General features: G+C 65.9%; 19 protein-coding genes. 10 read left to right on the forward strand and 9 right to left on the reverse strand.

The window, feature by feature from the left end; genetic code table 11:
- The first annotated feature begins 49 nt into the window (after positions 1-49).
- A complete protein-coding gene (locus SB751_RS18660) occupies positions 50-1,222 on the forward strand; it encodes an ABC transporter substrate-binding protein (RefSeq protein ID WP_144196369.1) in 1,173 nt (390 codons plus the stop codon).
- A gap of 153 nt (positions 1,223-1,375) precedes the next feature.
- Here SB751_RS18660 and SB751_RS18665 read toward each other — a convergent pair whose 3' ends face one another.
- Both SB751_RS18665 and SB751_RS18670 read right to left on the reverse strand, forming a co-directional pair.
- A complete protein-coding gene (locus SB751_RS18665) occupies positions 1,376-3,979 on the reverse strand; it encodes a DUF6600 domain-containing protein (RefSeq protein WP_410748282.1) in 2,604 nt (867 codons plus the stop codon).
- 228 nt (positions 3,980-4,207) lie between these two features.
- Entirely contained in the window at positions 4,208-5,533 is a 1,326-nt protein-coding gene (locus SB751_RS18670; protein ID WP_144196368.1) for a putative bifunctional diguanylate cyclase/phosphodiesterase, read from the reverse strand.
- Positions 5,534-5,820: 287 nt separating this feature from the next.
- Here SB751_RS18670 and SB751_RS18675 point away from each other — a divergent pair, with 287 nt between their 5' ends.
- From SB751_RS18675 to SB751_RS18710, 8 genes are all read left to right on the forward strand, one after another.
- On the forward strand, positions 5,821-7,440 hold the full coding sequence (locus SB751_RS18675; protein WP_144196367.1) for a methyl-accepting chemotaxis protein: 1,620 nt from the start codon (positions 5,821-5,823) through the stop codon (positions 7,438-7,440).
- Positions 7,441-7,470: 30 nt separating this feature from the next.
- Positions 7,471-7,956, forward strand: coding sequence for a chemotaxis protein CheW (locus tag SB751_RS18680; RefSeq protein WP_211944036.1), 486 nt, complete (start codon positions 7,471-7,473; stop codon positions 7,954-7,956).
- Positions 7,953-9,236, forward strand: a complete 1,284-nt coding sequence (locus tag SB751_RS18685; protein WP_144196365.1) for a CheR family methyltransferase — start codon at positions 7,953-7,955, stop codon at positions 9,234-9,236. The genes SB751_RS18680 and SB751_RS18685 overlap by 4 nt, the downstream gene beginning before the upstream one ends.
- The gene (locus tag SB751_RS18690) at positions 9,229-9,909 is read left to right on the forward strand and encodes a chemotaxis protein CheW (RefSeq protein WP_144196364.1); all 681 of its coding nucleotides are present in this window, start codon (positions 9,229-9,231) and stop codon (positions 9,907-9,909) included. The genes SB751_RS18685 and SB751_RS18690 overlap by 8 nt, the downstream gene beginning before the upstream one ends.
- On the forward strand, positions 9,906-12,200 hold the full coding sequence (locus SB751_RS18695) for a hybrid sensor histidine kinase/response regulator (protein WP_410748283.1): 2,295 nt from the start codon (positions 9,906-9,908) through the stop codon (positions 12,198-12,200). Before SB751_RS18690 ends, SB751_RS18695 begins: the two co-directional genes overlap by 4 nt.
- Positions 12,197-13,237 (forward strand): chemotaxis response regulator protein-glutamate methylesterase, encoded by a 1,041-nt coding sequence (locus SB751_RS18700; protein WP_144196362.1) that lies wholly within the window; start codon positions 12,197-12,199, stop codon positions 13,235-13,237. The genes SB751_RS18695 and SB751_RS18700 overlap by 4 nt, the downstream gene beginning before the upstream one ends.
- Before the next feature lie 2 nt (positions 13,238-13,239).
- Positions 13,240-14,265 (forward strand): diguanylate cyclase domain-containing protein, encoded by a 1,026-nt coding sequence (locus tag SB751_RS18705; RefSeq protein WP_410748284.1) that lies wholly within the window; start codon positions 13,240-13,242, stop codon positions 14,263-14,265.
- 424 nt (positions 14,266-14,689) lie between these two features.
- Positions 14,690-15,466: a DUF4397 domain-containing protein gene (locus SB751_RS18710; protein WP_144196360.1), complete on the forward strand. Its 777-nt coding sequence runs from the start codon at positions 14,690-14,692 to the stop codon at positions 15,464-15,466.
- Positions 15,467-15,516: 50 nt separating this feature from the next.
- Here the strand turns inward: SB751_RS18710 and SB751_RS18715 are convergent, their stop codons facing one another.
- From SB751_RS18715 to SB751_RS18730, 4 genes are all read right to left on the reverse strand, one after another.
- Positions 15,517-15,840: a helix-turn-helix transcriptional regulator gene (locus tag SB751_RS18715; RefSeq protein ID WP_092294482.1), complete on the reverse strand. Its 324-nt coding sequence runs from the start codon at positions 15,838-15,840 to the stop codon at positions 15,517-15,519.
- A gap of 113 nt (positions 15,841-15,953) precedes the next feature.
- Positions 15,954-17,456 (reverse strand): tripartite tricarboxylate transporter permease, encoded by a 1,503-nt coding sequence (locus tag SB751_RS18720; protein WP_144196359.1) that lies wholly within the window; start codon positions 17,454-17,456, stop codon positions 15,954-15,956.
- A gap of 13 nt (positions 17,457-17,469) precedes the next feature.
- Positions 17,470-17,931: a tripartite tricarboxylate transporter TctB family protein gene (locus tag SB751_RS18725; RefSeq protein ID WP_144196358.1), complete on the reverse strand. Its 462-nt coding sequence runs from the start codon at positions 17,929-17,931 to the stop codon at positions 17,470-17,472.
- Between the two features lie 410 nt (positions 17,932-18,341).
- Positions 18,342-19,799, reverse strand: coding sequence for an MATE family efflux transporter (locus tag SB751_RS18730; protein ID WP_211944032.1), 1,458 nt, complete (start codon positions 19,797-19,799; stop codon positions 18,342-18,344).
- A 160-nt stretch (positions 19,800-19,959) separates the two neighbouring features.
- Here SB751_RS18730 and SB751_RS18735 point away from each other — a divergent pair, with 160 nt between their 5' ends.
- A complete protein-coding gene (locus SB751_RS18735; protein WP_144196356.1) occupies positions 19,960-21,387 on the forward strand; it encodes an NAD-dependent succinate-semialdehyde dehydrogenase in 1,428 nt (475 codons plus the stop codon).
- Positions 21,388-21,439: 52 nt separating this feature from the next.
- On the opposite strand, the gene SB751_RS18740 is transcribed toward SB751_RS18735, so the two are convergent.
- The 3 genes from SB751_RS18740 to SB751_RS18750 all read right to left on the reverse strand — a co-directional run bounded on the left by SB751_RS18740 (position 21,440) and on the right by SB751_RS18750 (position 24,745).
- Positions 21,440-21,928, reverse strand: coding sequence for an XAC2610-related protein (locus tag SB751_RS18740; RefSeq protein ID WP_144196355.1), 489 nt, complete (start codon positions 21,926-21,928; stop codon positions 21,440-21,442).
- A gap of 2 nt (positions 21,929-21,930) precedes the next feature.
- Entirely contained in the window at positions 21,931-24,249 is a 2,319-nt protein-coding gene (locus SB751_RS18745) for a peptidase M23 (protein WP_410748285.1), read from the reverse strand.
- 142 nt (positions 24,250-24,391) lie between these two features.
- Positions 24,392-24,745 carry a cytochrome C oxidase subunit IV family protein gene (locus SB751_RS18750; RefSeq protein WP_144196353.1) on the reverse strand — a complete coding sequence of 118 codons (354 nt, stop codon included), beginning with the start codon at positions 24,743-24,745 and terminating at the stop codon, positions 24,392-24,394.
- Positions 24,746-24,752 lie beyond the last annotated feature (7 nt).

Here is a 24,752-nt window from a genome sequence, read left to right on the forward strand (position 1 = left end):
CCGCCCCACACCAGACAAGCGCAGTACCAAATCCAAAAAGGAGACAGCAATGCAGCACAAGACGATGGGTCGTTTCTTCCCGCTGGCCGCATGCGCCGTGGCCGCGCTCTTCGCCGCCACGCCCGCGCTCGCGCAGGAAGTGGTCAAGATTGGCTACACCGGCCCGCTCTCCGGCGGCGCCGCGCTGTACGGCAAGAACGTGCTGTCCGGCATCCAGATGGCCGTGGACGAGATCAACGCGCAGGGCCTGGCCGTCAACGGCAAGAAGGTCAAGCTGGAAGTGGTGGCGCTGGACGACAAGTACGCGCCGGCCGAGGCCGCCATCAACGCCCGCCGCCTGGTGCAGCAGCACAAGACCCCGGCCGTCTTCGTGCCGCACTCGGGCGGCATCTTCGCGCTGCAGGCCTTCAACGAGCAGGAGAAGTTCCTGGTCATGGCCTATTCGAGCGTGCCGCGCATCACCGACGCCGGCAACAAGCTGACCATCCGCATCCCGCCGGCCTATACCGGCTATATCGAACCGTTCATCAAGGCGCAGATGAAGCGCTACGGCAAGAACGTGGCGCTGGTGCCGGCGGACCATGACTACGCCAAGGCGTGGGTGCAGGCCTTCGTGCCGGCCTGGGAAGGCGCCGGCGGCAAGATCGTGGGCAACAACCCGATGTCGTACACCAAGGCGACCGATTTCTACACCGGCGTGTCGCGCGCCATCGCCGAGAAGCCGGACGTGATGTTCGTGGGCGGCCCCTCGGAGCCGACCGCGCTGGTGGTCAAGCAGGCCCGCGAACTGGGCTTCAAGGGCGGTTTCATCGTCATGGACCAGGCCAAGATGGACGAGATGGCCAAGGTCACCAACGGGCTCGCCATGCTTGAGGGCTCGATCGGCGTGATGCCGCTGGTCAACGACAACCGCCCGGCCGCGCAGGCCTACAACGCCAAGTACAAGAAGCTCCATGACGGCCGCGATGCCACCACGGAGATGTCCCTGAATTACACGATGACGTGGGCGCTGGCCAATGCGATGAAGCTGGCCGGCACCACCACCGACTCGGCGGCCATCCGCGCCAAGATTCCGGAGGCCGTCAAGGCCCTGCCGAAGGAGGTGAACCCGAACGAGGTGGAGGGCATCGACGCCAAGGGCGGCTCGGTGGCGGACACCGTGGTCGGCTGGGTCCAGAACGGCAAGATCGCACCGGTGCGGCTGTCGGAACTGGCCAAGTAGGCGCCAGGCGGCGCAGCAACAGGCTTCTACGGAGGGAGAAGGGGTAGCACGGCGGTACCAGCCGGCGGCACAGCCGGTGTGAAATGTGGAGAGAAAGCGAAGGGCGTCCGGTGGCTCCGGACGCCCTTTGTCTTTGCTGCGCGCCGCAGTCGATCAGCGTCGGTCGTCGTTGCGCGCCTGCATCGCCCCGCGGTTGCCGTGGCCGCCCCGGTCGCCCGGCTCATTCTGGCCGCGCTGCTGTTGCTGCTGTTGCTGCTGCTGGAACTGGCGCTGCCGTTCCTGCAGCTGTTGCTGTTGCTGCTGCGCCCGTTGCTGCTGCTCCTGGGCCTGCCGCTGCTGCTGGGCCTGACGCTGCTGCTCCATCTGCTGGCGTTGCTGGTCCTGCATGGCGCGCTGCTGCTCCTGCGCCTGCCGCTGCTGTTGCGCGGCCTGGCGCTGGTGCTCCATCTGCTGGCGCTGTTGCTCCTGCGCGGCCCGCTGGTGTTCCATCTGCTGGCGTTGCTGCTCCTGCTGCGCCCGCTGCTGCTCGAACTGCTGGCGCTGCTGCCGCTGCTGCTCCTGCTGCTGGCGCTGTTGCTCCTGCTGCGCCCGTTGCTGGTCGAACTGCTGGCGCTGCATCGCCTCGCGCTGCTGGTCCTGCTGCTGGCGCTGCTGCTCCTGCTGCGCCCGCTGCTGGTCGAACTGGCGGCGCTGGTTCGCCTCGCGCTGCTGGTCCTGAAGCTGGCGCTGCTGCTCCTGCGCCATGCGCTGCTGGTCATACTGCTGGCGCCGCTGAAGATCCTGGCCCTGGCGCTGCTGCTCCTGCAACTGCCGCTGCTGCTCCTGCCGCTGGTTCTGGAGCGCCTGCTGCTGGCGCTGCTGGAAATCGGCCGATTGGCGCTGCTGCTCGCTCAACTGCCGCTGTTGCTCGAACTGCTGGCGCTGCACGGCCTGCTGCTGGCGTTGCGCCTCGGGTGGCACGCCGCGCATCTGGTCTGGGCGCGTGGTCCAGTTCCTGCCGTTGTCACGCGGGTTGTCGTCGGGCCGCTGGGCGCCACCCTGCACCGGGTTCACGAAGCCGCGCGGCGCGCCGTCACGGCTCGGATCGCCGCCACGGTGGCGGGCAGCCAGTGCGGCCTCGGTCAGGCGCACGTCGGGCCGACCCTGGCCGCCTCGTTCACCCCGATCACCTCGGTCGCCCTGCCCCGCCTGCCCCGCCTGTTGCGACGGCGGACGCCCCGGGCGCCGGTCGTCGAACGCCGGCCGGCCCGGCAGGTGCGTGGCGATGGCCTGCCGCTCGAACCCCTGCCGCGCCATCGGCGGCAGCGCACGCGTTGGCGCCCCGCCTATATAACTACGCTTGACCGGAGCCATTGGCGGGGCGCCCCGGCCCTCGCCCACCGGCAGGGTCCGCCACGCATCGTGGTGGGACCCACGCGGCACGGGCCGGCCTTCCACGAAATTGCGCGACGGCATGCCCGTGATGGCGCCCGGCACATTGCGATTGATCCAGCGTTCCCGGTCGCGGTCGCGGCCGTCCCCGCCCCGGCCATAGTGGTGGATTGGGGCGTAGTTGATCCGCGACACATAGTTCTGGCTGGCTCGATAGCCCGGACGGTAGACGTCGCGCGGCCCGAGCGGGTACCAGGCAACGCCGGGGCCGCCACCAATCCGGATGGTGGCCGCGCTGCCGCCGATAAAGCCGACCACGGCCGGCGCATAGCACGGGCGCACGCTGACCGGGCCGGGCACCCAGCCCCAGCGGTTGCCGAAATGGGCCCAGCGGCCATAGTGCGACGGGGCGAAGCCCCACGGCGCGTCATCGATCCAGGTCCAGCCCCACGGCGCCACCCAGGCCCAGTGCCCGGTGCTGTACGGCGCCCAGCCGGACGGCACCGCGCGCGGGAACCACACCGCGCCGTAGCCGGCGTCCTGCTGCCAGTCGCCATAGTCGTCCAGTGCGGCGTAGCCGGTCATCTCGCGCGGCACGTAACGCGCGGAGACGGACTGATCCTCGCGGGCGTCGCGCGCGGCGGTCCATTGGTCGAAGCCGTCGGGCGGCGGGTACGCGCCCGCGCCGGCATCGGCAAGGTCGGTGCCGGCAAAGCGCATGCGCTGGCCGCGTGACAGCTCGATCGAGCGCGAATCCCCATACAGGACCGCGCTGCCGTGGCGCATGCTGACCAGCGTGGTGCTGCCATCGGGCGAGACATCGATCCGATAATCGCCCGGTTCATTGGGCACGAAGGCGAGGTTCGGCGTATCGACTTCCACCCGCTGGCCCTGCGGCAGGGCGCGCACGCGCAGTTGCAGCGAGCCCTGGGTGAGCTTGACCTGTGTGGTGTCGTCGTCGAGATTGAGGATGCTGGCGGCGGTGGCGCCGCCCAGCCGCACCGTGGTGGTGCCGGCATGCACTTCGGCCCGGCCGCCCGGATCGACCCAGAGCCGGTCGCCGGTGGTCACGGGCCGGTTCAGGCCGATGGCCGCCCACTCGTCCGAGCCGGCCGGCGCGAAGCTGATGCCACCGGCCACGTCAGTCAGCGTGGCGATGCGGGACGACGGATCGGCATATTGCCCGTTCGGCGCCAGCGCGTCGGGGTTGCCCAGGACGGAGCCGTCGGCGGTGCCCTGCGCGTAGCCGGGCGGCGCGTAATCCTGGGCCTGCGCCATCAAGCCATGCGCCACCAGCGCGGCGGCCAGGCCAATCCCGGCAAGCGGCGCCAGCCGGCGCGGCCATGCAGAAACCGAAGCCGAAACCGGGCGATCAAAGGGTTGCATCGTGCGAGTCATCTCTGTTCCGGACGCCCACCGCGCTTGGGGGGCGTCGCCGTACTGTCACCGTATATCGGATAACGGCAGGGAACGCGACTTGCGGACCTGACTTTGTAAGCGCATATTTCCCCGGCGCCGTCCGGAGGTCGGGCGGATATGCGCGGAAACAAGTCTTGCAGATGCTGACAGGGCGCCGGGGAGCGCAACTGGTTTGCTGCAACGCAGCATTGGCGGTCAGCGCGGCTGGCTGCGCAGGAAGTCGGTCAGCCGGTCAGGCGGCATCGGGCGGCCATAGAAATACCCCTGCGCCTCGATGCAGCGGTTGGCGAGGAGGAAATCGCGCTGCTCGGCGGTCTCCACCCCCTCCGCCACCACGCCAATGCGCAGGCTTTCGCCCACATTGATGACCGAGCGGACGATGGCGGCGTCCACGTCGTCCTGGGTGACATTGCGGATAAAGGACTGGTCGATCTTGAGCCGGTCCACGGGAAACGTCTTGAGGAAGCTCAGGGAGGCGTAGCCGGTGCCGAAATCGTCGCAGGTCAGCGTCACGCCGTCGCGCCGCAGGGCCTGGAGCTGGTCGGAGACGTCGTCGCCCTGCTGCAGGGCGATGGTCTCGGTGATTTCGATCTCCAGCAGCTTCGCCGGCAGCTCCAGCGCGCGCAGCACATGGCGCACCTCGGTCAGCAGCCGGCTTTCCGCCAACTGGGCGGCGAACAGGTTGATGGCCACGCGCGGCGGCTCGGCGAAGGTCAGCGACCACGCCCGCGCCTGGGCGCAGGCCGTATGCAGCAGCCACATGCCGACGTCCCCGGCCACGCTGCTGGCCGCCAGGGCGTCGATGAAGGCGGCTGGCGTCAGCAGGCCCAGGGTGGGATGGCGCCAGCGCATCAGGGCCTCGGCGCCCACCACGCGGCCATCGCGCAGGTCCACCTGGGGTTGATAGAGCAACTCGAACTGGCGTTGGGCATAGGCCTCGCGCAGCGCCTGCACCAGCGAGAGCCGCGTGGTCACGTCCGTGCGCATCTGCGGCTTGAAGAAGCGGATGGTCCGCCCGCCGTCGTGTTTGGCCCGGGCCAGCGCCAGGCTGGCCGCCGCCAGCACATCGGACGAATTCTCGCCCCCAGCCGGCATCACGCAGGCGCCGATACTGGCCAGCACATGGTGCCGGCGGCCGTTCATTTCATAGGGGGCGGACAGCATCGACAGGATGGCGGCACTCACATGGCGCACCAGCGTCGGGTCCGAGATGGATGTCAGGAGCACGCCGAACTCGTCGCCGCCCACGCGCCCGATGATGGCGTCGCGCGGGGAGGCGTCGGCCAGCCGCCGGGCCACGCCCTGGAGAATGGCGTCGCCCTCGGCATGCCCGTGCATGTCATTGAAGGCGCGGAAGTCGTCGATGCCCACCAGCAGCAAAGCAAAGCGTGGCGGCGCCTCGCTGCGCAGGCGCGCCTCCAGTCGCGTCAAGTATGCCTGGCGAGCGACCACGCCGGTCAGCGGATCGAGATCCGCCGGCGGCAAGGCGCCAGTCGCCTGTACCTCCGACCTGGCCACCATCCCTGCCCTATCAGTTGTGATGAACATAGTTCCCGCTCAAGCTATTTGGCAAGTGTGACGAAAACCATGGAAAAATCAAGCGGTACAGAAATGCGGCGCAACCGCGCAACGGCGCGGGCTGGCGGGCGTCCGTCCGGCGCCGGCCGACGTTGTCAGCGCCGGACGCATACAGTACCCTACGCCGCAAACGCCTGCCGCACCCGGGGCGCCATCCGCCTTCCGGCCGATAGCGCCCCGCCGCGAAACCTGCCAGCGGCCAATTCAAGAAGACCAACGCGGACCCGACCGTGAACAACTGGACCCTACGCTCGCGCATCCTGGCGAGTTTCAGCCTCATTCTCCTTGTCATGGCACTGATGGGCGTGGTCGCCTACAACCGCCTGTCCGCCATCGAGCATGAAAGCGATGTCATGCGCAACGATGCCCTGCCCGGCCTGAACTACAGCGCCGGCATGCGCGGCATCTGGGGCGAGTTCTACGTCCTGGCCTGGCAGATCGTCACCACCGAGGACGCCACCCAGCGCGGCCGCCTGCTGGCCCAGCACCAGGACGCCACCCAGCGCTTCCACCGTCTGGAACTGCTGTATGAAGCGTCCATCGTGCGCGCGGACGATCGCGCCCGTTTCACGGCGTTCAAGGAACTTCACGCCCGATATGACCAATCGGCGCAGTTGTATCTCGATCCGACCAAATGGCGGGACACCGCCACCGCCGAAGCCGCGCTGCGCGGCCAGGCGCACGACGTCTGGCTCGACGGTCGCAAGGCACTGCAGGGGCTGGTCGATGACAACAACGCCATCGCCAGCGACGCCGCCAAGGACATCACCAACGCCGTGGAAGGCGCCAAGACGAGTATCGAGGTGGCGCTGGGGCTCGCGGTGGTCGTGGCCGCGGTCTGCGGCTACCTGCTGCTGCGCTCGATCACCGTGCCGATGGGCGGCATCGTCTCGCTGCTGACCGGCATGCGCGGCGGCGACCTGCGCCAGCGCATGGCGCTGGGGCGGCGCGACGAGTTCCTGGCCGTCGAGGAAGGCTTCAACCAGATGGCCGGCGAGCTGACCACGCTGGTCGGCCAGGCGCAGCGCTCGGCCATCCAGGTCACCACGTCGGTCAACGAGATCGCCGCCACCGCCCGCCAGCAGCAGGCCACGGCCACCGAGACCGCCGCCACCACGACCCAGATCGGCGCCACCTCGCGCGAGATCTCGGCCACCTCCCGCGACCTCGTGCGGACGATGGGCGAAGTCTCCCACGCCGCCGAACAGACCGCCGGGCTGGCGGGCACCGGGCAGGTCGGGCTGTCGCGCATGGAGGCCACCATGCACCATGTGATGGAGGCCGCCGGCTCGGTCAACGCCCGGCTGGCCACGCTCAACGAGCGCGCCGGCAATATCAATCAGGTGGTGACCACCATCGCCCGCGTGGCGGACCAGACCAACCTGCTGTCCCTGAACGCCGCCATCGAGGCCGAGAAGGCCGGCGAGTACGGGCGCGGCTTTTCCGTGGTGGCCACCGAGATCCGGCGCCTGGCGGACCAGACCGCCGTTGCCACCTACGATATCGAGCAGATGGTGCGCGAGATCCAGTCGGCCGTCTCCGCCGGCGTGATGGGCATGGACAAGTTCTCGGAGGAAGTGCGGCGCGGCATGTCAGAGGTCACCCAGGTGGGCGACCAGCTCTCCCAGATCATCGGCCAGGTGCAGTCGCTGGCACCGCGCGTGCAGATGGTGAACGAGGGCATGCAGGCGCAGGCCGGCGGCGCCGAACAAATCAACCAGGCGCTGATGCAGCTGTCCGAAGCCGCGCAGCAGACTGTGGAGTCGCTGCGCCAGTCGAGCCAGGCCATCGACGAACTGACCCTCGTCGCCAACGAACTGCGCAGCGGCGTCTCGCGCTTCAAGGTGTGAGCGCCGGCTCCACGACCCGCATGTCCCGCCATGGCCCTCTTCCTGCTGTTCCGCATCGGTCCTGACCACTACGCACTCGATACCGCCGAGGTAGCCGAGGTGCTGCCGCTGACCACGCTCAAGCAGATTCCGGGGGCGCCGGCATGGGTTGGCGGGCTGATGGTGCGGCACGGGCAGCCGGTACCCGTGATCGACATCCCCGCGCTGGCCACAGGTACGCCCGCCGTGGCGCGCAAGAGCACACGGACCGTACTGGTGCACTACCGCCGCCCCACCCACGGCAGGCATGTCATCGACCAGCCCGCGCGCCTGCTCGGCCTGCGGCTCGAATACGCCACGGAAACCCTGCGCGCCGATGCTGCCGCCTTCGTCGACAGCGGCATCGACCCTGCCCCGGTGCGCTATCTCGGACCTGTGCTGCACGACACCCGCGGCCTCGTGCAATGGGTGCGCGTGGGGGCGCTGCTGCCCGATGCCGTGCATGACCTGCTGTTTCCCGATCCGGCCCCGGCATGACCGACGCCCCGCACCCGCTCACGCCCATCGAAGTGTTGCTGAAGGAACGCATCGGGCTCGATGCGGGCGCCGTCGGCACCGGCACGATCGCGCGTGCCGTGCTGGAGCGCCAGATCGCCGTGGGGGCCACCGACCTTGGCAACTACTGGAACGTGCTGCACGCGGTGCCGGACGAGTTGCAGGCGCTGATCGAAGCCGTGGTAGTGCCGGAGACCTGGTTTTTCCGCCATCGTGAAGCGCTGCTGGCCATGGCGAGCTTTGCCGCCCACCGCAGCTTTGGCGATGGCGTGCCGATGCTGCGCGTGCTGAGCGCACCCTGCTCCACCGGCGAGGAACCGTACTCCATCGTCATGGCGCTGCTGGACGCGGGCGTGCCGCCCGAGCGGTTTCGCGTGGATGCCGTGGATGTCAGCGCCCGGGCGCTGGAGCGCGCGCGCACCGGCCACTATGGCAACAACGCCTTCCGGGGCCGGCCGCTGGACTTCCGCGAGCGCTACTTCACGCCCGTGGCGGCGGGCTACCAGATTGCCGATAACGTCCGGGCGCAGGTCCGGCTGCTGCCGGGGAATCTCCTCGATCCGTCGCTGCTCGCTGCCGAGCCGCCCTACCACGTGGTGTTCTGCCGCAACCTGCTGATCTATTTCGACCCGGACACGCAGCGCCGCGCGGCGCAGGCGCTGGTACGCCTGACGCGCCCGGACGGCCTGGTCTTCGTCGGCCCGGCAGAAGCCAGCCTGCTGACGCGTGAAGGGCTCGCCAGCGCCGGGGTGCCGCTCGCCTTCGCATTCCATCCCCATCCGGTGCGCCCGCCCGCACGGGAAGTGCTGGCGTCCCTGGCGCCGGCCTTGCCCCGCGCGCCGCTGCCACCCTCCCCCACTGTGCCGGCGCGCCGGCCCCAGCCTGCCCCCGCATTGCGCGCCACACCGCCCGCCGCCACGCGCGTGAATCCGCCCGCGCCGCAAGCCGGCAGCGATGCGCTCACCGCGATTTCCGCGCTTGCCGACCGTGGCGACCTGGCCGGCGCCACCGTCGCGTGCGAGCAATTCCTGGCGCAGCGCGGCCCATCCGCCAACGCCTACTGCCTGCTTGGCGTGCTGCACGACGCCGCCGGCCATGTAGCCAATGCGCATGCCGCCTACCGCAAGGCGGTGTACCTCGAACCCGGCCACGAGGAAGCGCTCTACCACCTTGCCGCCCTGCTCGACAGCGAGGGCGATGCCGGCGGCGCCGCCCGCCTGCGCGAGCGCGCCCAACGCCACGCCCGCATGAGCCATGGTTGAAACCTCCGCGACCCGGCTGCCGAACCTTGCGGCCATCGACGATTGCTGGCGACGCATCGGCGTGTCCGGCGACGCTTCCTGTCCGCTGCTGGTGACGCACGTCCACTGCCGCAACTGCCCGACCTACGCGCAGGCCGCCACGGCGCTGCTCGACGCGCTGGCCGTCGACGATCTCGTAGATGCCGCCACGCTGGATCAACCTGCCGGGGGCGCCTCCCACGTCGATCGCGCGGCGGGCCAGTCGTGCGTTGTCTTCCGCGTGGGCGACGAATGGCTCGCGCTGCCGACCGCCGTGCTCGGCGAAGTCACCGCGCCGGCGCCAATCCACTCGCTGCCGCACCGCCGTCACGCGGCGCTGGTCGGGGTGGCCTCAGTGCGCGGGGCGCTGCTGACCTGCGTGTCGCTGGCGCTGCTGTTCGGCGGCACGACGACCGATACCAGCCGCACGGGGCGGTTCCTGATGCTGGGCCAGGGGCGCAATGCCATTGCGCTGCCGGTGGCCGAGGTGGCGGGCGTGCAGCACGTGCCCCACACCGCACTGCTGCCGCTGCCGGCCACGCTGGCGCGCGCCTCCGCACACTACACGCGGGCATTGTTCGAGCATGAGGGCCACACAGTCGGCCTGCTCGACGCCGACCTGCTGCGGCAGGCCCTGTCGCGGAGCCTGTCATGAATCCCGAACAGCTCCGCGATGCCTCGATGCTCGAGCTGTTCGCGCTCGAGGCGGACGCGCAGGCGGAAATCCTGAACGCCGGCCTGCTGGCGCTCGAGCGCGAGCCCGCTGCGGCCGCGCACCTGGAATCGTGCATGCGCGCCGCCCATTCGCTCAAGGGCGCGGCGCGCATTGTCGGGCTGGATGGCGGCGTGCGCGTGGCGCATGTGATGGAAGACTGCCTCGTCGCCGCGCAGCGCGGCGGCCTGCTGCTGACGCCTTCCCACATCGACGCCCTGCTGCAGGGCACCGACCTGCTGCAACGGATCGGCCACCCCCCCGGCGGCGCCCTCGACTGGCCCGAGCGGGAAGGACTGGCGGAGATCGACGCGTGCGTCGCGCGCCTCAACGCGCTGCTCGACGGCACCGACCCGGAGCCTGCGCCCACGCGGATGCCGGCGGTATCCGTGGAAACGCCCGAGGCGCCTGTCGCCGAGGTCCCGCCCGCCGCTCAGAGCATTCCGGCCATTCCGGCCATTCCGGCCACTGCTGACACGCAGGAGCGCATGCTGCGCGTCAACGCGGACCGGCTGGACCGGCTGCTGGCCATGGCTGGCGAAGCGATGGTGGAGACGCACTGGCTGCGCCCGTTCGGCGGCGCCATGCAACAGGCGCGGCGCCAGCAGATGCGCGCGCTCCAGGCGCTGGACGGCCTGCAGGCCCTGCTGGCCAGTGCCGACGGTACCGTGCCACGGCTGCGGGCGGCGCTGGCCGAAGCGCGCCAGTTGCTTGAGGAGAGCCATGGCCAGCTTTCGCAGCGCGTGGAGGAAATCGACCAGTACGACCACCGTGCGAGCCGGCTGTCGCGCCAACTTTACGACACCGCGCTGTCCTGCCGCATGCGGCCGCTCTCGGACGGCATCATGGGCTATTCGCGCATGGTGCGCGACCTCGGCCGCGCGCTCGGCAAGCCGGTGCACCTGACGCTGGCGGGCGAGCAGACCCAGGTGGACCGCGACATCCTCGAGCAGCTCGACGCCCCGCTGGCCCACCTGCTGCGCAACGCGGTGGATCATGGCATCGAGCCGCCCGAGGTACGCCGCGCCGCCGGCAAGCCAGAGGAAGGACGCGTCTCGTTGCATGCGCGCCATAACGCGGGGCGTCTCGTCATCGAGATCTTCGACGATGGTGCCGGCGTGGATTTCCACGCGCTGCGCGATGCCATTGTGCGCCGCAGCCTGGCCCAGCCCGAGACGGCGGCGCGGATGTCCGAGACCGAGCTGCTCGAATTCCTGCTGCTGCCCGGTTTCAGCCTGCGCGAGACGGTGTCTCATGTCTCGGGGCGCGGCGTCGGGCTGGACGCCGTGCAGGACATGGTGCGCGCCGTGCGCGGCAGCCTGCGGCTCTCGCAGCAGCCCGGCAGCGGGCTCCACTTCCATCTCGAACTGCCGCTCACGCTGTCCGTCGTGCGCACGCTGCTGGTGGAAGTAGCCGGCGAAGCCTATGCCTTCCCGCTTGGGCACGTCATGCGTGCCGTGGCGGTACGCCGGGACGAGATCGAGCAGGTGGAGCAGCACCAGCACTTCCGCCATGGCGGCCGGCCCGTCGGCCTCGTCAGCGCGGCGCAGCTGCTGCAGCGGCCCGAGACGGCCACGCAGGACGCCGACACCGTGCCCGTGGTCATCATCGGCGAGCAGGATCGTGTCTATGGCATTGCCGTGGACCGCCTGTTGGGCGAACGCATGCTGGTGGTGCAGCCGCTGGCGCAGGCGCTGGGCAAGATCAAGGACATCGCGGCGGGCAGCCTGACCGACGACGGCACGCCCGTCCTGATCTTCGATGTCGAGGACATGCTGCGCTCGGTCGAGAAACTGGTGTCCGATGGCCGGATCGAGCGCGTGCGCCAGGCTGGCGCCGGCGCCGCCGACGTCCGCCGCAAGCGCGTGCTCGTGGTCGACGATTCCCTGACCGTGCGCGAGCTGGAGCGCAAGCTGCTGGCCGGGCGCGGCTACGATGTGGCGGTGGCCGTGGACGGCATGGATGGCTGGAACGTCCTGCGCGCCGAGCCCTTCGACCTCGTCATCACGGACGTGGACATGCCGCGCATGGACGGCATCGAACTGGTCAGCCGCATCCGGGAGGAGCCGCGCCTGCGGCAGATGCCGGTGATGATCGTGTCGTACAAGGACCGCGAGCAGGACCGCGAACGCGGATTGCAGGCCGGCGCGGACTATTATCTGGCCAAAGGCAGTTTCCATGACACGGCGTTGCTGGACGCCGTGCTGGATCTCATCGGCGAGGCACGTGCATGAAGATCGGTATCGTCAATGATTCCCCTCTGGCCGTGGCGGCGCTGCGGCGCGCCATCGCGCTCGATGCCACGCACGAGATCATCTGGGTAGCTGGCGATGGCGAGCAGGCCATACGCATGGCCGCCACGCAAACGCCGGACCTGATCCTGATGGACCTGTTGATGCCGGTCATGGATGGCGTGGAAGCCACACGGCGCATCATGGCCGCCACGCCGTGCGCGATCGTCGTGGTGACGATGGATCTCGGGCGCAACGCGGACCAGGTGTTCGCGGCGATGGGTCATGGCGCGATCGATGCGGTGGACACGCCCACGCTGGCCGAGCCGGACACGCAACTCGCGGCAGGGCCGCTGCTGCGCAAGATCCGCAATATCGCCAGGCTGCTGAACGGCCGCGCGATCGCATCGCATTCCCTGACCGCGGCCACACCCGCGCCGGCCGCGCCACGCCTCGTGGCCATCGGCGCCTCGGCGGGCGGGCCGGCTGCACTGGCCACGCTGCTGGGCGCGCTGCCGGCTGACTTCGGCGCGGCGGTTGTCGCCGTGCAGCACGTGGACGAGGCGTTCGCGCCCGGCATGGCCGAGTGGCTCAACGCACAATGCGCGCTGCCGGTGGGCATCGCGCGCGCCGGCGAGAGGCCGCAGACCGGCACCGTCGTCCTGGCTGGCACGAACGATCATCTGCGGCTGGTGCATGCCGCGCGGATGGCCTACACCCCGGAGCCGGGCGATTACCTGTACCGGCCCTCCATCGACGTATTCTTCGAATCGGTGGTGGAGCACTGGCGCGGCGAGGCGGTCGGCGTGCTGCTCACCGGCATGGGCCGCGACGGTGCCCGCGGCCTCAAGGCCATGCGTGACCGGGGCTACCTGACCATTGCGCAGGACCAGGCCACCAGCGCGGTGTACGGCATGCCCAAGGCGGCTGCGGCGCTCGACGCCGCTGCAGAGATCCTGCCATTACCCCGGATTGCCGCGCGGCTGGTCAAGGCGTGCGGCGGCGGTCAACAGAACAAGAACAAAGCACAGGATGCATGAAAATGCCAAGACCTAACCCACCGGCCGATGCGGCGGCCAATAGCGCAAAAGGCGCCAATAACGAGTACATGGCGATGGTGCTGCTGGTCGACGACCAGGCCATCATCGGCGAAGCGGTGCGCCGCGCGCTGGCCGGCGAGCCTGACATCGACTTCCACTACTGCGCGCAGCCGGACGAGGCCGTGGCCGTGGCGGAGCGCACGCAGCCGACCGTCATCCTGCAGGACCTGGTGATGCCGGGCACCGATGGCCTGACGCTCGTGCGGCGCTATCGGGAGAACCCCGGCACGCGCGACATCCCCATCATCGTGCTCTCCACCAAGGAAGAGGCCACGATGAAGAGCGCCGCGTTCGCGGCGGGCGCCAACGACTATCTCGTGAAGCTGCCGGACACCATTGAGCTCGTGGCGCGCATCCGCTATCACTCGCGCTCCTACCTGAACCTGCTGCAGCGCGACGAAGCGTATCGGGCACTCCGGCAGAGCCAGCAGCAATTGCTCGAAACCAACCTGGAACTGCAGCGACTGACCAACTCCGACGGCCTGACCGGGCTCTCGAACCGCCGCTATTTCGATGAATACCTGAGCGCCGAGTGGCGGCGCGCGCAGCGCGAGCAGACGCAGCTGGCACTGCTGATGATCGACGTGGATGCCTTCAAGGCCTACAACGACACCTACGGCCACGTAGCTGGCGACGAGGTGCTGCGCCGCGTGGCGGGCGTGATTCGCGACAACTGCGCGCGGCCGGCGGACCTGCCCGCGCGTTTCGGAGGCGAAGAGTTCTCGATGATCCTGCCGGCCACGTCGGCGGGCGGCGCAAGGCTGCTCGCGGAGAAGGTGCGGCGCGCGATCGAGTCTCTGCAGATTCCGCACAGGGGGTCGCCTACCAGCGACATGGTGACCATCAGCATCGGCGGCGCCGTGATCGTGCCCGATGAGAATGGCGATGCCAGCCGTCTCGTGCAGGCAGCGGATGCCGGCCTGTACCAGGCCAAGCGCAATGGCCGCAATCAGGTCGTGATGGTGTAAGTATTTCCACGCGCGCGGCACCGCGCCGCGCGCCACCCCTCCCGCCTCAAAGGCCGACAACGCCCGGCGCCGTGTAAGAACTACCCGCCCCCTTCGGCCCATGCTTCGCGCCTCGGCTTTGCGCGGCATTCGGCACGCCTGATGCACGCGGCACTACGTGTACTTGTATCAGCTTTGTAACCGAACTGTGGGAATTCTCCGACATTGATATCGGAGGTGCCCGGCTGTCCCGCACCTTCCCGCATGCCTATCGTTGCATCAGGCAAGCGCATTCACGCACGGCTGCCAGCAGAGCAACTAGCAACGATTGCCCGCGCGGCACGCCACCATCGCCATTCGAGAGAGCACCGGCGCATTGGGCTGGTGTGAGATCGTGTGCGTCCCGCGCGCCCCAATGATCCCAACGTAAAAGAGGTGAACAACCATGGCATTCAAGCGGAACATCATTCTGGGCCTGGCGCTCGCGACCACGGCAGTCCTCGCAGCCTGCGGTGGCGGCGATGACGGCATCGACGACCGCGTGGGCCTGAGCAAGCCCTCGGTACGCGTCATCCACGCCGTGACGGCCGGCCCCAACGTCGACGTGCTGCAGAACGGCGCGCAGACCTCGCTGACCAACATCCCCTACAAGACGGTCTCGGGCTATTTCAACGTCGAGGAAGGCAACAACCTGTTCGCGTTCAACCTCGCCGGTACGTCCACGCAGATCGGCTCGACCACTGTTTCGGCGCACACCGGCCACAAATACACCGTGGTGGCGCTGCCTGGCACGACGTCGGCCGACGTGCTGCAGATCGATGATCCGTACGGCAAGGGCCTGCTGGACACCTCAGCACGTATCCGCGGCCTGAATGCCTCGATCAATGCGCAGAACGTGGATATGTACCTGACCACGCCAGCGCAGGATATCGCGGCCGTGACGCCGACCATCGCCGCCATCGGCTACAAGAGCGCAGTGCCGGCCTCGGGCCAGGATTCAATCTATGTGGATGGTGGCACCTATCGCCTGCGCGTGACCACGGCCGGCACCAAGACCGTGATCTTCGACTCGGGCGCACTGACCGTGAACAAGAACGATGACTGGCTGATTACCACGATCCCGGCTGACGGCTTTGGCGCGGTGGTGCCGAACAAGATCAAGGTCCTGGTGGCACAGAGCAGCACCAGCAACGCCACGGCGCAGGAACTGGTCAGCCAGTAAGCCTCGCCACATGGCAAGAGCCCTCTCCTCGGGCCAAGGACGCCGCCGCTTCAGGCGGCGTCTTTCTTTTGCGCGTGGTTGCCGGCGCCCGGCAGGTCTGACTTGAGCACGTCGAGATGCGACAGGTAGGCATCCAGTTCGGCGCGGCCGCTGTCGGTGATGGTATAGACGCGACCGTTACCTTCCACCAGCTCCGCCGTGATCGAGCGGGCGATCATCAGGCTGCGCAGAATGGGCCGCAGTGCGCGGATGTTCTTGTCGATGCCGCGCTCGCGCAGCCGCTCCATCAGACTGAAGACGGTGGACGGGCTGGCTTGAACGAGCTTGAGGATATAGAGCCGGGAAACGACCCGGTCGAGCGAAGGCGTGATCATGGGCGCAGTCGCTTTGGAAAGTCCTTAAAAAAACGGGGTGCGCGAGGCACCCCGAAAGCTTGCGTTGTGTGCCCGGCAAAAGCCGGTGTTACTCAGGAGCGCGCCACGGAGCGCTATTCCTCCTGGAACGCTTCCTCGCGCTTGGCCTTGATCGACGGCAGTGCCACCACGGCCACCAGTGCGGCAGCGGCAATCAGCAGGCCCATCGACAGCGGGCGCGTCACGAACACGGTGAAGTCACCACGCGACAGCAGCAGCGAGCGGCGGAAGTTCTCTTCCATCATCGGCCCCAGCACGAAGCCGAGCAGCAGCGGTGCCGGTTCGCACTTGAGCTTCAGGAACAGATAGCCGATCACGCCGAAGCCGGCAGCCATGAAGACGTCGAACGTCTGGTTGTTGACCGAGTACACGCCAATGCCGCAGAACACGAGAATCGCGGGGTACAGGAAGCGATACGGCACGGTCAGCAGCTTCACCCAGATACCGATCATCGGCAGGTTCAGGATGATCAGCATCAGGTTGCCGATCCACATCGAGGCGATCAGGCCCCAGAACAGCGCCGGGTTGCTGGTCATCACCTGCGGACCGGGCTGGATGTTGTGGATGGTCATCGCGCCTACCATCAGCGCCATCACCGCGTTGGGCGGAATGCCCAGCGTCAGCAGCGGGATGAAGGAGGTCTGTGCCGCCGCGTTGTTGGCCGATTCCGGACCTGCCACGCCTTCGATGGCGCCCTTGCCGAATTCATGCGCGTACTTGGAGGTCTTCTTCTCGAGCGAGTAGGCCGCGAACGAAGCCAGTGCCGCACCGCCGCCCGGCAGGATACCCAGCGCGGAACCCAGGGCCGTGCCACGCAGCACCGCCGGAATCATGCGCTTGAAGTCTTCCTTGGTCGGAAACAGGTTGGTCACCTTGTTCGTGAACGTCTCCCGGGCTTCCTTCTGCTCCAGGTTCGCGATGATTTCCGCGAAGCCGAACATACCCATGGCCAGCGCGACGAAGTCGATACCGTCGGTCAGCTCAGGCACGTCGAACGAGAAGCGCGCCGCGCCCGAGTTCACGTCGGTGCCGATCAGGCCCAGCAGCAGACCCAGCACGATCATCGACACAGCCTTCGGCAGCGAGCCCGAAGCCAGCACCACGGCACCGATCAGGCCCAGCACCATCAGCGAGAAGTACTCGGCGGGGCCGAACTTGAACGCCAGTTCCGACAGCGGCGTTGCAAAGGCGGCCAGGATCAGCGTGGCCACGCAACCGGCGAAGAACGAGCCGAGACCGGCAGTGGCCAGCGCCACGCCGGCACGGCCACGCCGCGCCATCTGGTAGCCATCGATGGTGGTCACCACCGACGACGACTCACCCGGCAGGTTCACCAGAATTGCGGTCGTGGAACCGCCGTACTGGGCGCCGTAGTAGATACCAGCCAGCATGATCAGCGCAGCCACCGGGGGCAGCGTGTACGTGACCGGCAGCAGCATGGCGATGGTGGCGAGGGGGCCAAGGCCCGGCAGCACGCCAATCAGCGTCCCCAGCACGCAGCCGAGGAAGGCGTACGCGAGGTTCTGCAGGGACAATGCCGTGGAGAATCCCAGGGCAAGGTGATCGAACAATTCCATTTGGACGGGCTCCTTAGCCGGTAATGAAGGCAGGCCACACCGGCATCTGCAGGTTGATGCCGTACACGAACGCGCCCAGGCTGATCAGCACGAGGACCACACCGTTCAGGAGTGCGCCCTTCCAGCTGAACTCATGGCTCGCCATCGACGAGACCAGCACCAGCACGAAGACCGACAACACCATACCGAGGGGCTTGAGCAACAGACCGAACAGCACCACGGAACCGAGAATCCACAACAGTGTCTTGAGGTCCCAACGCGCGAGTTGGTCTTCTTCGCCCTTCGTCGAGAGCGAACCCAGCGTCACGATCGCGCCCAGCAGGGCGAGCACGAGTCCGAGCAGGAACGGAAAATATCCTGGCCCCATCTTCGCCGCCGTTCCCATGGAATAGCCGCGCGCGACGAAGGAAAAGCCCAGACCGACCAGGACAAACATCAGGCCGGAGGCAAAGTCCTTTTGGCTGCGTATGCGCAAAATGAATCTCCTCAAAGTGGTGAAAATCGGTACCGCGCGGCACGCCGGCTCTGGCGCCCGCACTGCGAATGCATGACAGGCAAGCATCCGATGCGACGGAGCGAACAGTAGAGACGCGATCTTTCAGGCGCCTTTCATTTGTCTGGCTTCAGGGTAATTCCTGATTCCCGCACCGTATGCGGGCCAAGGCCAATGAATCATGTCGTGATGCAATTCATCGAAGCGAATTGCAGCCCATGAAAGTCAATTGAAAGGCGAGGCGAAAGGCGAATGAAAGAAAAAACGCCGCATGACGCGGCGTCCTGGTGGTTGGGCGGAGTTTTGCTTTCGAACGCCTTACATTGCTGCACCGCGGCGCACGCGGCGACTCAAATGTCTCTCATGTGAAAGCGCATTCGCCTGTTACCCGATCACCGGGCGGGCGATGTCGCGGCATCGGCGTCTTCGCAAGGCGTGCCCATGCTGGTATCGGGTGCCTGGCCGACAGCCTCCGCATGAGGCTCGGCAGGCAGGATGTGGCTGCGCTTCCAGTTGCCGAAGCGGTAGTAGGCAAAGGCCAGCGCCACGGACACGACCGAGCCAACCGGGAAACTCCACCAGATCGACTCGGCGCCGATATGCGGCTCCAGCAGCCATGCGAACGGCAGCCGGATCCCCCACATCGACACGAACAGGATAACCAGGGGCGCCATGACCGCACCGGTGGCGCGCACCGTGCCAAACACAACAATCGTGAAGCCGAACAGGATGAACGACCACAGCACCACGCGGTTGATATGCTGGGCGATGCCAATCGCCGTGCTGTCCTCGCCAAGAAAAATGCCGAGCGAATGCCGGTTGAACAGGTAGATCAGCGCCACCAGCGCCCCGGTCATCACCACATTGAACAGCAGGCCCATGCGCGTAATGCGGGCGACGCGCGGCCACAGGCCGGCGCCCACATTCTGCGCGACCATCGACGACACGCTGGCGCCAACGGCCAGGGCCGGCATCTGCACGTAAGTCCATAACTGCGAGGCCACGCCGTAGGCTGCCGTGGTCTGCGAGCCATAGGTGTTGACCAGCGACATCATGACAATCGCCGACGATGAGATCACCACCATCTGCAGGCCCATTGGCAGGCCTTTCGCCACCAGCGCGCGGAGAATGGCCCGGTCGGGCCACAGCAACGCCAGTTGCTCCTTGTGCAGCAGCAGGAAATGGCGTCGCCGGTACAGCACCGCAATCATCGCCACGAGGCTCACCAACTGGGCGATCAGCGTCGCCAGCGCGGAGCCGGCGATGCCGAGCGCCGGCAACGGCCGGACACCAAAGATCAGCACCGGGTTCAGCACCACATCGAGCACCACCGACAGCAGCATGAAATAGAACGGCGTGCGCGAGTCCCCTGCGCCGCGCAGCGTCATCATCACGAAGTTGTAGAAATACATGAACGGCAGCGCCACGAAGATGATGCGCAGGTAGATCACCGCCAGTGGCGCCGCGTCGTCAGGCGTATGCATGGCCGCGAGGATGTGCGGCGTAAAGACGAAGCCAAGCACCGACGCCAGGATCGACAGGCCCACGAAGAACGTGGTGCCGGTGCCGACCACGCGGCGCGCTTCGTCGATATTCCGTGCGCCCACGGCCTGGCCAATCATGATCGTGTTGGCCATGCTGATGCCGAACACCACGCCAAGCAGGAAAAACAGGATGATATTGGCGTTGGACGTGGCCGTCAGCGCGGCCTCGCCGAGGTAGCGACCCACCCAGACCGAGTTGATCGAAGCGTTCAGCGACTGAAGGATGTTGCTGCCCAGCACCGGCAGCGAGAACAGCAACAGCGTGCGGCCGATCGGGCCCGTGGTCAGTCTGGCGTCTGGCTTCATGGCGGGCGTGCGGGACGATGTGCGGCATATCGGGTCCGCCAGTCTAGCGTGAATCCTCCCGGGGCAAGTGGCCGATTATCGGCCATCACTACCCCGTGCGCGTTCCGGCCCGACGCGTTAAGCTTGCGGTTTCTCGACCCGACCGACTCAGGAGACACGCATGTACCAGGATCTCGCCCTCTATATCGATGGGGAATTCATCAAGGGAGGCGACCGGCGCGAACAGGATGTCATCAACCCGGCGACCCAGGAAGTCCTCGGCAAGCTGCCCCACGCCACCCGCGCCGACCTCGATCGCGCGCTGGCCGCGGCGCAACGCGCTTTCGAGACGTGGAAAAAGACCTCGCCGCTGGAGCGCTCCGCCATCCTGCGTCGCGTAGCAGAACTGACGCGCACGCGCGCCAAGGAGATTGGCCGCGATATCACGCTGGATCAGGGCAAGCCGCTGGCCGAGGCCGTGGGCGAAGTGATGATCTGCGCCGAGCACGCCGAATGGCACGCCGAGGAAGCGCGCCGCATCTACGGCCGCGTGATTCCCCCGCGCAACCCGGCCGTGCGCCAGATCGTGGTGCGCGAGCCGATTGGCGTCTGCGCCGCCTTCACGCCGTGGAATTTCCCGTTCAACCAGGCAATCCGCAAGATCGTCGCGGCGCTGGGCGCCGGTTGCACGCTGATCCTGAAGGGCCCGGAGGATTCACCGAGCGCCGTGGTGGCCCTGGCGCGCCTGTTCCATGACGCCGGCCTGCCCCCGGGCGTGCTGAACATCGTCTGGGGCGTGCCGAGCGAAGTATCGACCTACCTGATCGAATCCCCGATCGTGCGCAAGATCTCGTTCACGGGTTCCGTACCAGTGGGCAAGCAACTGGCCGCGCTGGCCGGCGCGCACATGAAGCGCGTGACGATGGAGCTGGGCGGTCATTCGCCGGTGCTGGTCTTCGACGATGCCGACATCGAGCCGGCCGCCGAAATGCTGGCGCGCTTCAAGCTGCGCAACGCCGGCCAGGTGTGCGTCTCCCCGACGCGCTTCTACGTCCAGGAAAAGGCTTACGACAAGTTCCTGGCGCGCTTCACCGAGGTGATCGGTTCGATCAAGGTCGGCAACGGCCTTGACGACGGCACGCAGATGGGCCCGCTCGCGCACGAGCGACGTATCGCATCGATGGAGCAGTTCCTTGACGATGCCAACCACCGCGGCGGCAAGATCGTGGCGGGCGGCGCACGCATCGGCGACAAGGGCTTCTTCTTCGCCCCGACCGTGGTGACGGACCTGCCTGACGACGCCAAGCTGATGGTGGACGAGCCGTTCGGCCCGGTAGCGCCGGTCACGCGCTTCAAGGATGCCGAGGAAGCCCTGCGCCGCGCCAACAGCCTGCCCTTCGGCCTGGCCTCGTACGTGTTCACCAACTCGCTGAAGACGGCCCACCTGGTCTCCAACGGCCTCGAAGCCGGCATGGTCAACATCAACCACTTCGGCATGGCCCTCTCCGAAACGCCGTTCGGCGGCATCAAGGACTCCGGCATCGGCAGCGAAGGCGGGATGGAGACATTCGACGGGTATCTGGTGACGAAGTTTATTACGCAGGTTTAAGGCGCCTCGGGGCCAGACTCGCACAGTTCCATGCTGCGATGTCTGGCCATCGCTATTTCTGCGCATGTCCGCCTGGCGTCTTCGGCAGGCGAGTCACACAAGACATCGGCGTATTGTCGCTCCAGTGGGTGCTAAGTAACCGGCGGCGCCTCAGATCCCTCCGAACGTTGATAAAAGTATCTCCACAGCGGGACAGCGCCTCTTCGAAGGTCTTCTGGCCTGGCGTGTACAGAAAGATCCTATAGATCTTGTGTACTCCCATGCCGTCGTCCAGATGCCAGACCGCAAAATCTTCATGCCCATCGAAATTGTAATCGCCGACTTCAATATGAAGGGGGCGCTCGTTTTCGAATTGTCTGCGCGCAATTTCTCCCTCATGACAAGAATTTTCTATTAGCCGATAGGAAACTGTGTTTCCCTCGGCCTGAACTAATACCCGAACTTGCTTGTCTGCCAGAAAATTTGCACTAGTGGTATCCGCGCTCCACGCAACATACGAATAGAGCGATAGTAATAATAATGGAATGCTGGACAAATTCATTATCACTCCGGCGCCAACATACTTACCTGCACACTACTCTTTCGTTTGTGAGCAGGTACAACGACCGTCGCTTCGCGATCGACCCCATCAAGCAACACACGCATCATAAATATAGTATAAGCCTGTCGTTCATAGTAGCCATTTCCACCACCATTCACCAATGCATTGATAAAACCGACATTTTGTGCAGAGTATTCCAAATCGGCAACTCGATTGATATTTATACCTTTCGAGAACGGCTTTGATACCCAATAGAACCCCCCCGAGTCACATGCCGCATTTGCATCTTCTGCAACCGAGTCAGGATCGAACCGTGGTGACCAAGTGATTTCCCTTCCACCATCACCGGGATGAAATGTGTAGTGTTTTGATGTCTCAGTAATACGCGGGAGTGTTTTTGGTGCTCGTTCCATATAGGCCCCAGGATGTTCTGGTAGCGCCCTGAATTGAGAATACCGGTCATAGTTTCCCGCCCAAGTCAACTGCATGATGCCCCGCCCATAAAAGGGACCGTAGTACTGCGTCGCCGGATTCGCGGCCGAGTATTTGCCGAAGCCCCATTCATGCATTAGCCGACGCGTTCCACCCAGGTTTCTCCATTGCGCCGTCTCAAGAAGCGTCTGAGCCAAAAACACCGCAATTCGCCGTCGCTCATGACCAAGGTACTTCCTGATGCAAGTATTTAGCGCGACAAGGTAGACGGATACCCTGTTTTTTGCATCATTTTTTCCGAGCGAATAAAGACTTTCTGGCGTGACAATGGCACTGCGTGGATTGCCACCACTAGAATAGAACAGATGCCGGGGAAAAGTTGAGGACAACTCATTAAGATCTAGCCACCCACATTTCCTGAAATGCCGGATAAATACCAGCGGATGGAAGAACCATAGCTTCTCCGTGGAGGTGGGCGGCAGCCCGGTCTTGTCCCAGAACTGGGCCTTGTCCACAAGCGCCATGAACCGTTCATATCCCGCCGGGTCGCCTGCGTAGAACTCTCCAGGCTCCTTCAGCTTCCGGTATCGCGCCTCGTTGTTTGACCTATCCCACTCTGACGGCATCTCGCATACCAGCCCTCGCAGCCTTTCCCTGACACCCTCTCCCATTTGCACGTAGTAGCGTAATGCCTTGTTCACGGAGCTTCCGACATGGGGGTTATGGCCGGGATTCTTGTCCTTCAGCAGATTCTTGAGTAAATCGATATCGCACAATCCATCCTGCGCGAAGGGCCCAGTGACTTCGCTGACCTTTTCCCAGCCCATGAAACTCGGGAAGTCCGCGTCGGACAGTTTCTGAATGCCTGCATTGTGGATGTCGATGTACCCTTGCTTGTCCTGATCGAACGCCACGCGGAACCATGTCGCTCGATTTCCGGCCGGCAACGTTTCGGGCCGGCTGAGAATACGACCGAAGCGCAAGAGCTCGTAGCCGTCGCTGGGGCAGGCCGGGTACAGGGCGCAAGCACGTGCGTACATGTCGTACTCGTAGTCTTTCTCGAGAATCGGCTGCGCTGTCAGCAGCGTGCGCTGCCCCTCTGCGTCATCGCGCCATACACGCGTCAGTCTCTGCCCACCCCGGAATTTCACCTCGATATAGAGCTTCCGATCCGTCGCTGCGATACCCTGCAGGGGCGGAAATTCAACGCCATTCAGTTTGTCTTTACTCGTGCCGGGTGGCTGTGCCAGGATTGGCAGCCCAGCCGGAATGACGTAATAGCTATCACCCCAATAATCCGTCGAGGCAGGGGTCGAAGGAGTGGCCCGCCCCAGCTGAGTCTCATTGAAGTACGCCTCGAAATCTGCCCGGGCCATGAATATCTCGAAGTGCAGGTACTTGTCTCCGTTGCACTGACCTATCCAGCCCAGAATATCTTTGCGGCAGACCTTCTTGCCCTCGCCGGACGCTACGCCGGTCGGCATGCGTAGCCACTCCGGCAAGTCCTTCGGGTTGCAATTGCCGCCGTAGCCGCCCAAATGGCGCAAGTGCATGTAGAGCGAATAGAACCGCAACCTGCGGTTTACACCGGTTTCCGTCTCGTGCCGTAAGAGCACGAATCCAATATCGCTGTCTTTGACTGCCCCGTCGGGTCCGTCCAGGTGCTGGCAAACGCGATAGGCCACCACTTCGCCATCGGCAATCGCGCGAACAGCCTCGTTCTGGCTTCCGGACGCGATGTGGCAACCGCCGTGCCAGCGCCGGTCTCCGCTGATTGGGTAAATGAGATTACGCTGTTCGCCCTTATCCGCCAGAGCCATGACATCCGCCGATGCGTCAGTCTGGCTTGCGCCGATGGGGCTAGGGAGAAACGGAGGACTGATGAGCATGAGCCGCCGAGCAGTAAGCCGATAGGAATCGGCATACTAGAAGCGGCGAGCGGCACACTGCAATCGCAGTTTTCCGAAACCTGCCTGACGCGAGAGCTTTTCAACCACGCTCAGTTAAGTTATGGCGCCAACACGCCCATCGCTACTTGAAAAACACCCCCCGCGTCAGGAACGTGTAGTCCGCCTCTTCCGCCATCAGCCATACCAGCACCAGCAGGCACAGCGGCGGCAGCAGGATGGCGCAGATCAGGGCCATGCGCTCCCACGCCATGTGCATGAACACGGCGATGATCAATCCGGCTTTCAACGCCATGAAGATCAGGATCAGGGCCCAGCGCAGGAAGCCCTGCACGTGGAAGTAGTCCACCATGTACGACATCGTGGACAGGATGAACAACAGGATCCAGACCTTCAGGTACAGGCCGATCGGGTGGGCCTGTCCGCCATGCGACGACGGTTCGGTGGCCAGATCGGGAGCGGTGGGAGTCGATGCCATGGCCAGC

It is taken from the genome of Cupriavidus sp. SIMBA_020 (genome assembly GCF_046535395.1).
GTDB lineage: Bacteria > Pseudomonadota > Gammaproteobacteria > Burkholderiales > Burkholderiaceae > Cupriavidus > Cupriavidus campinensis.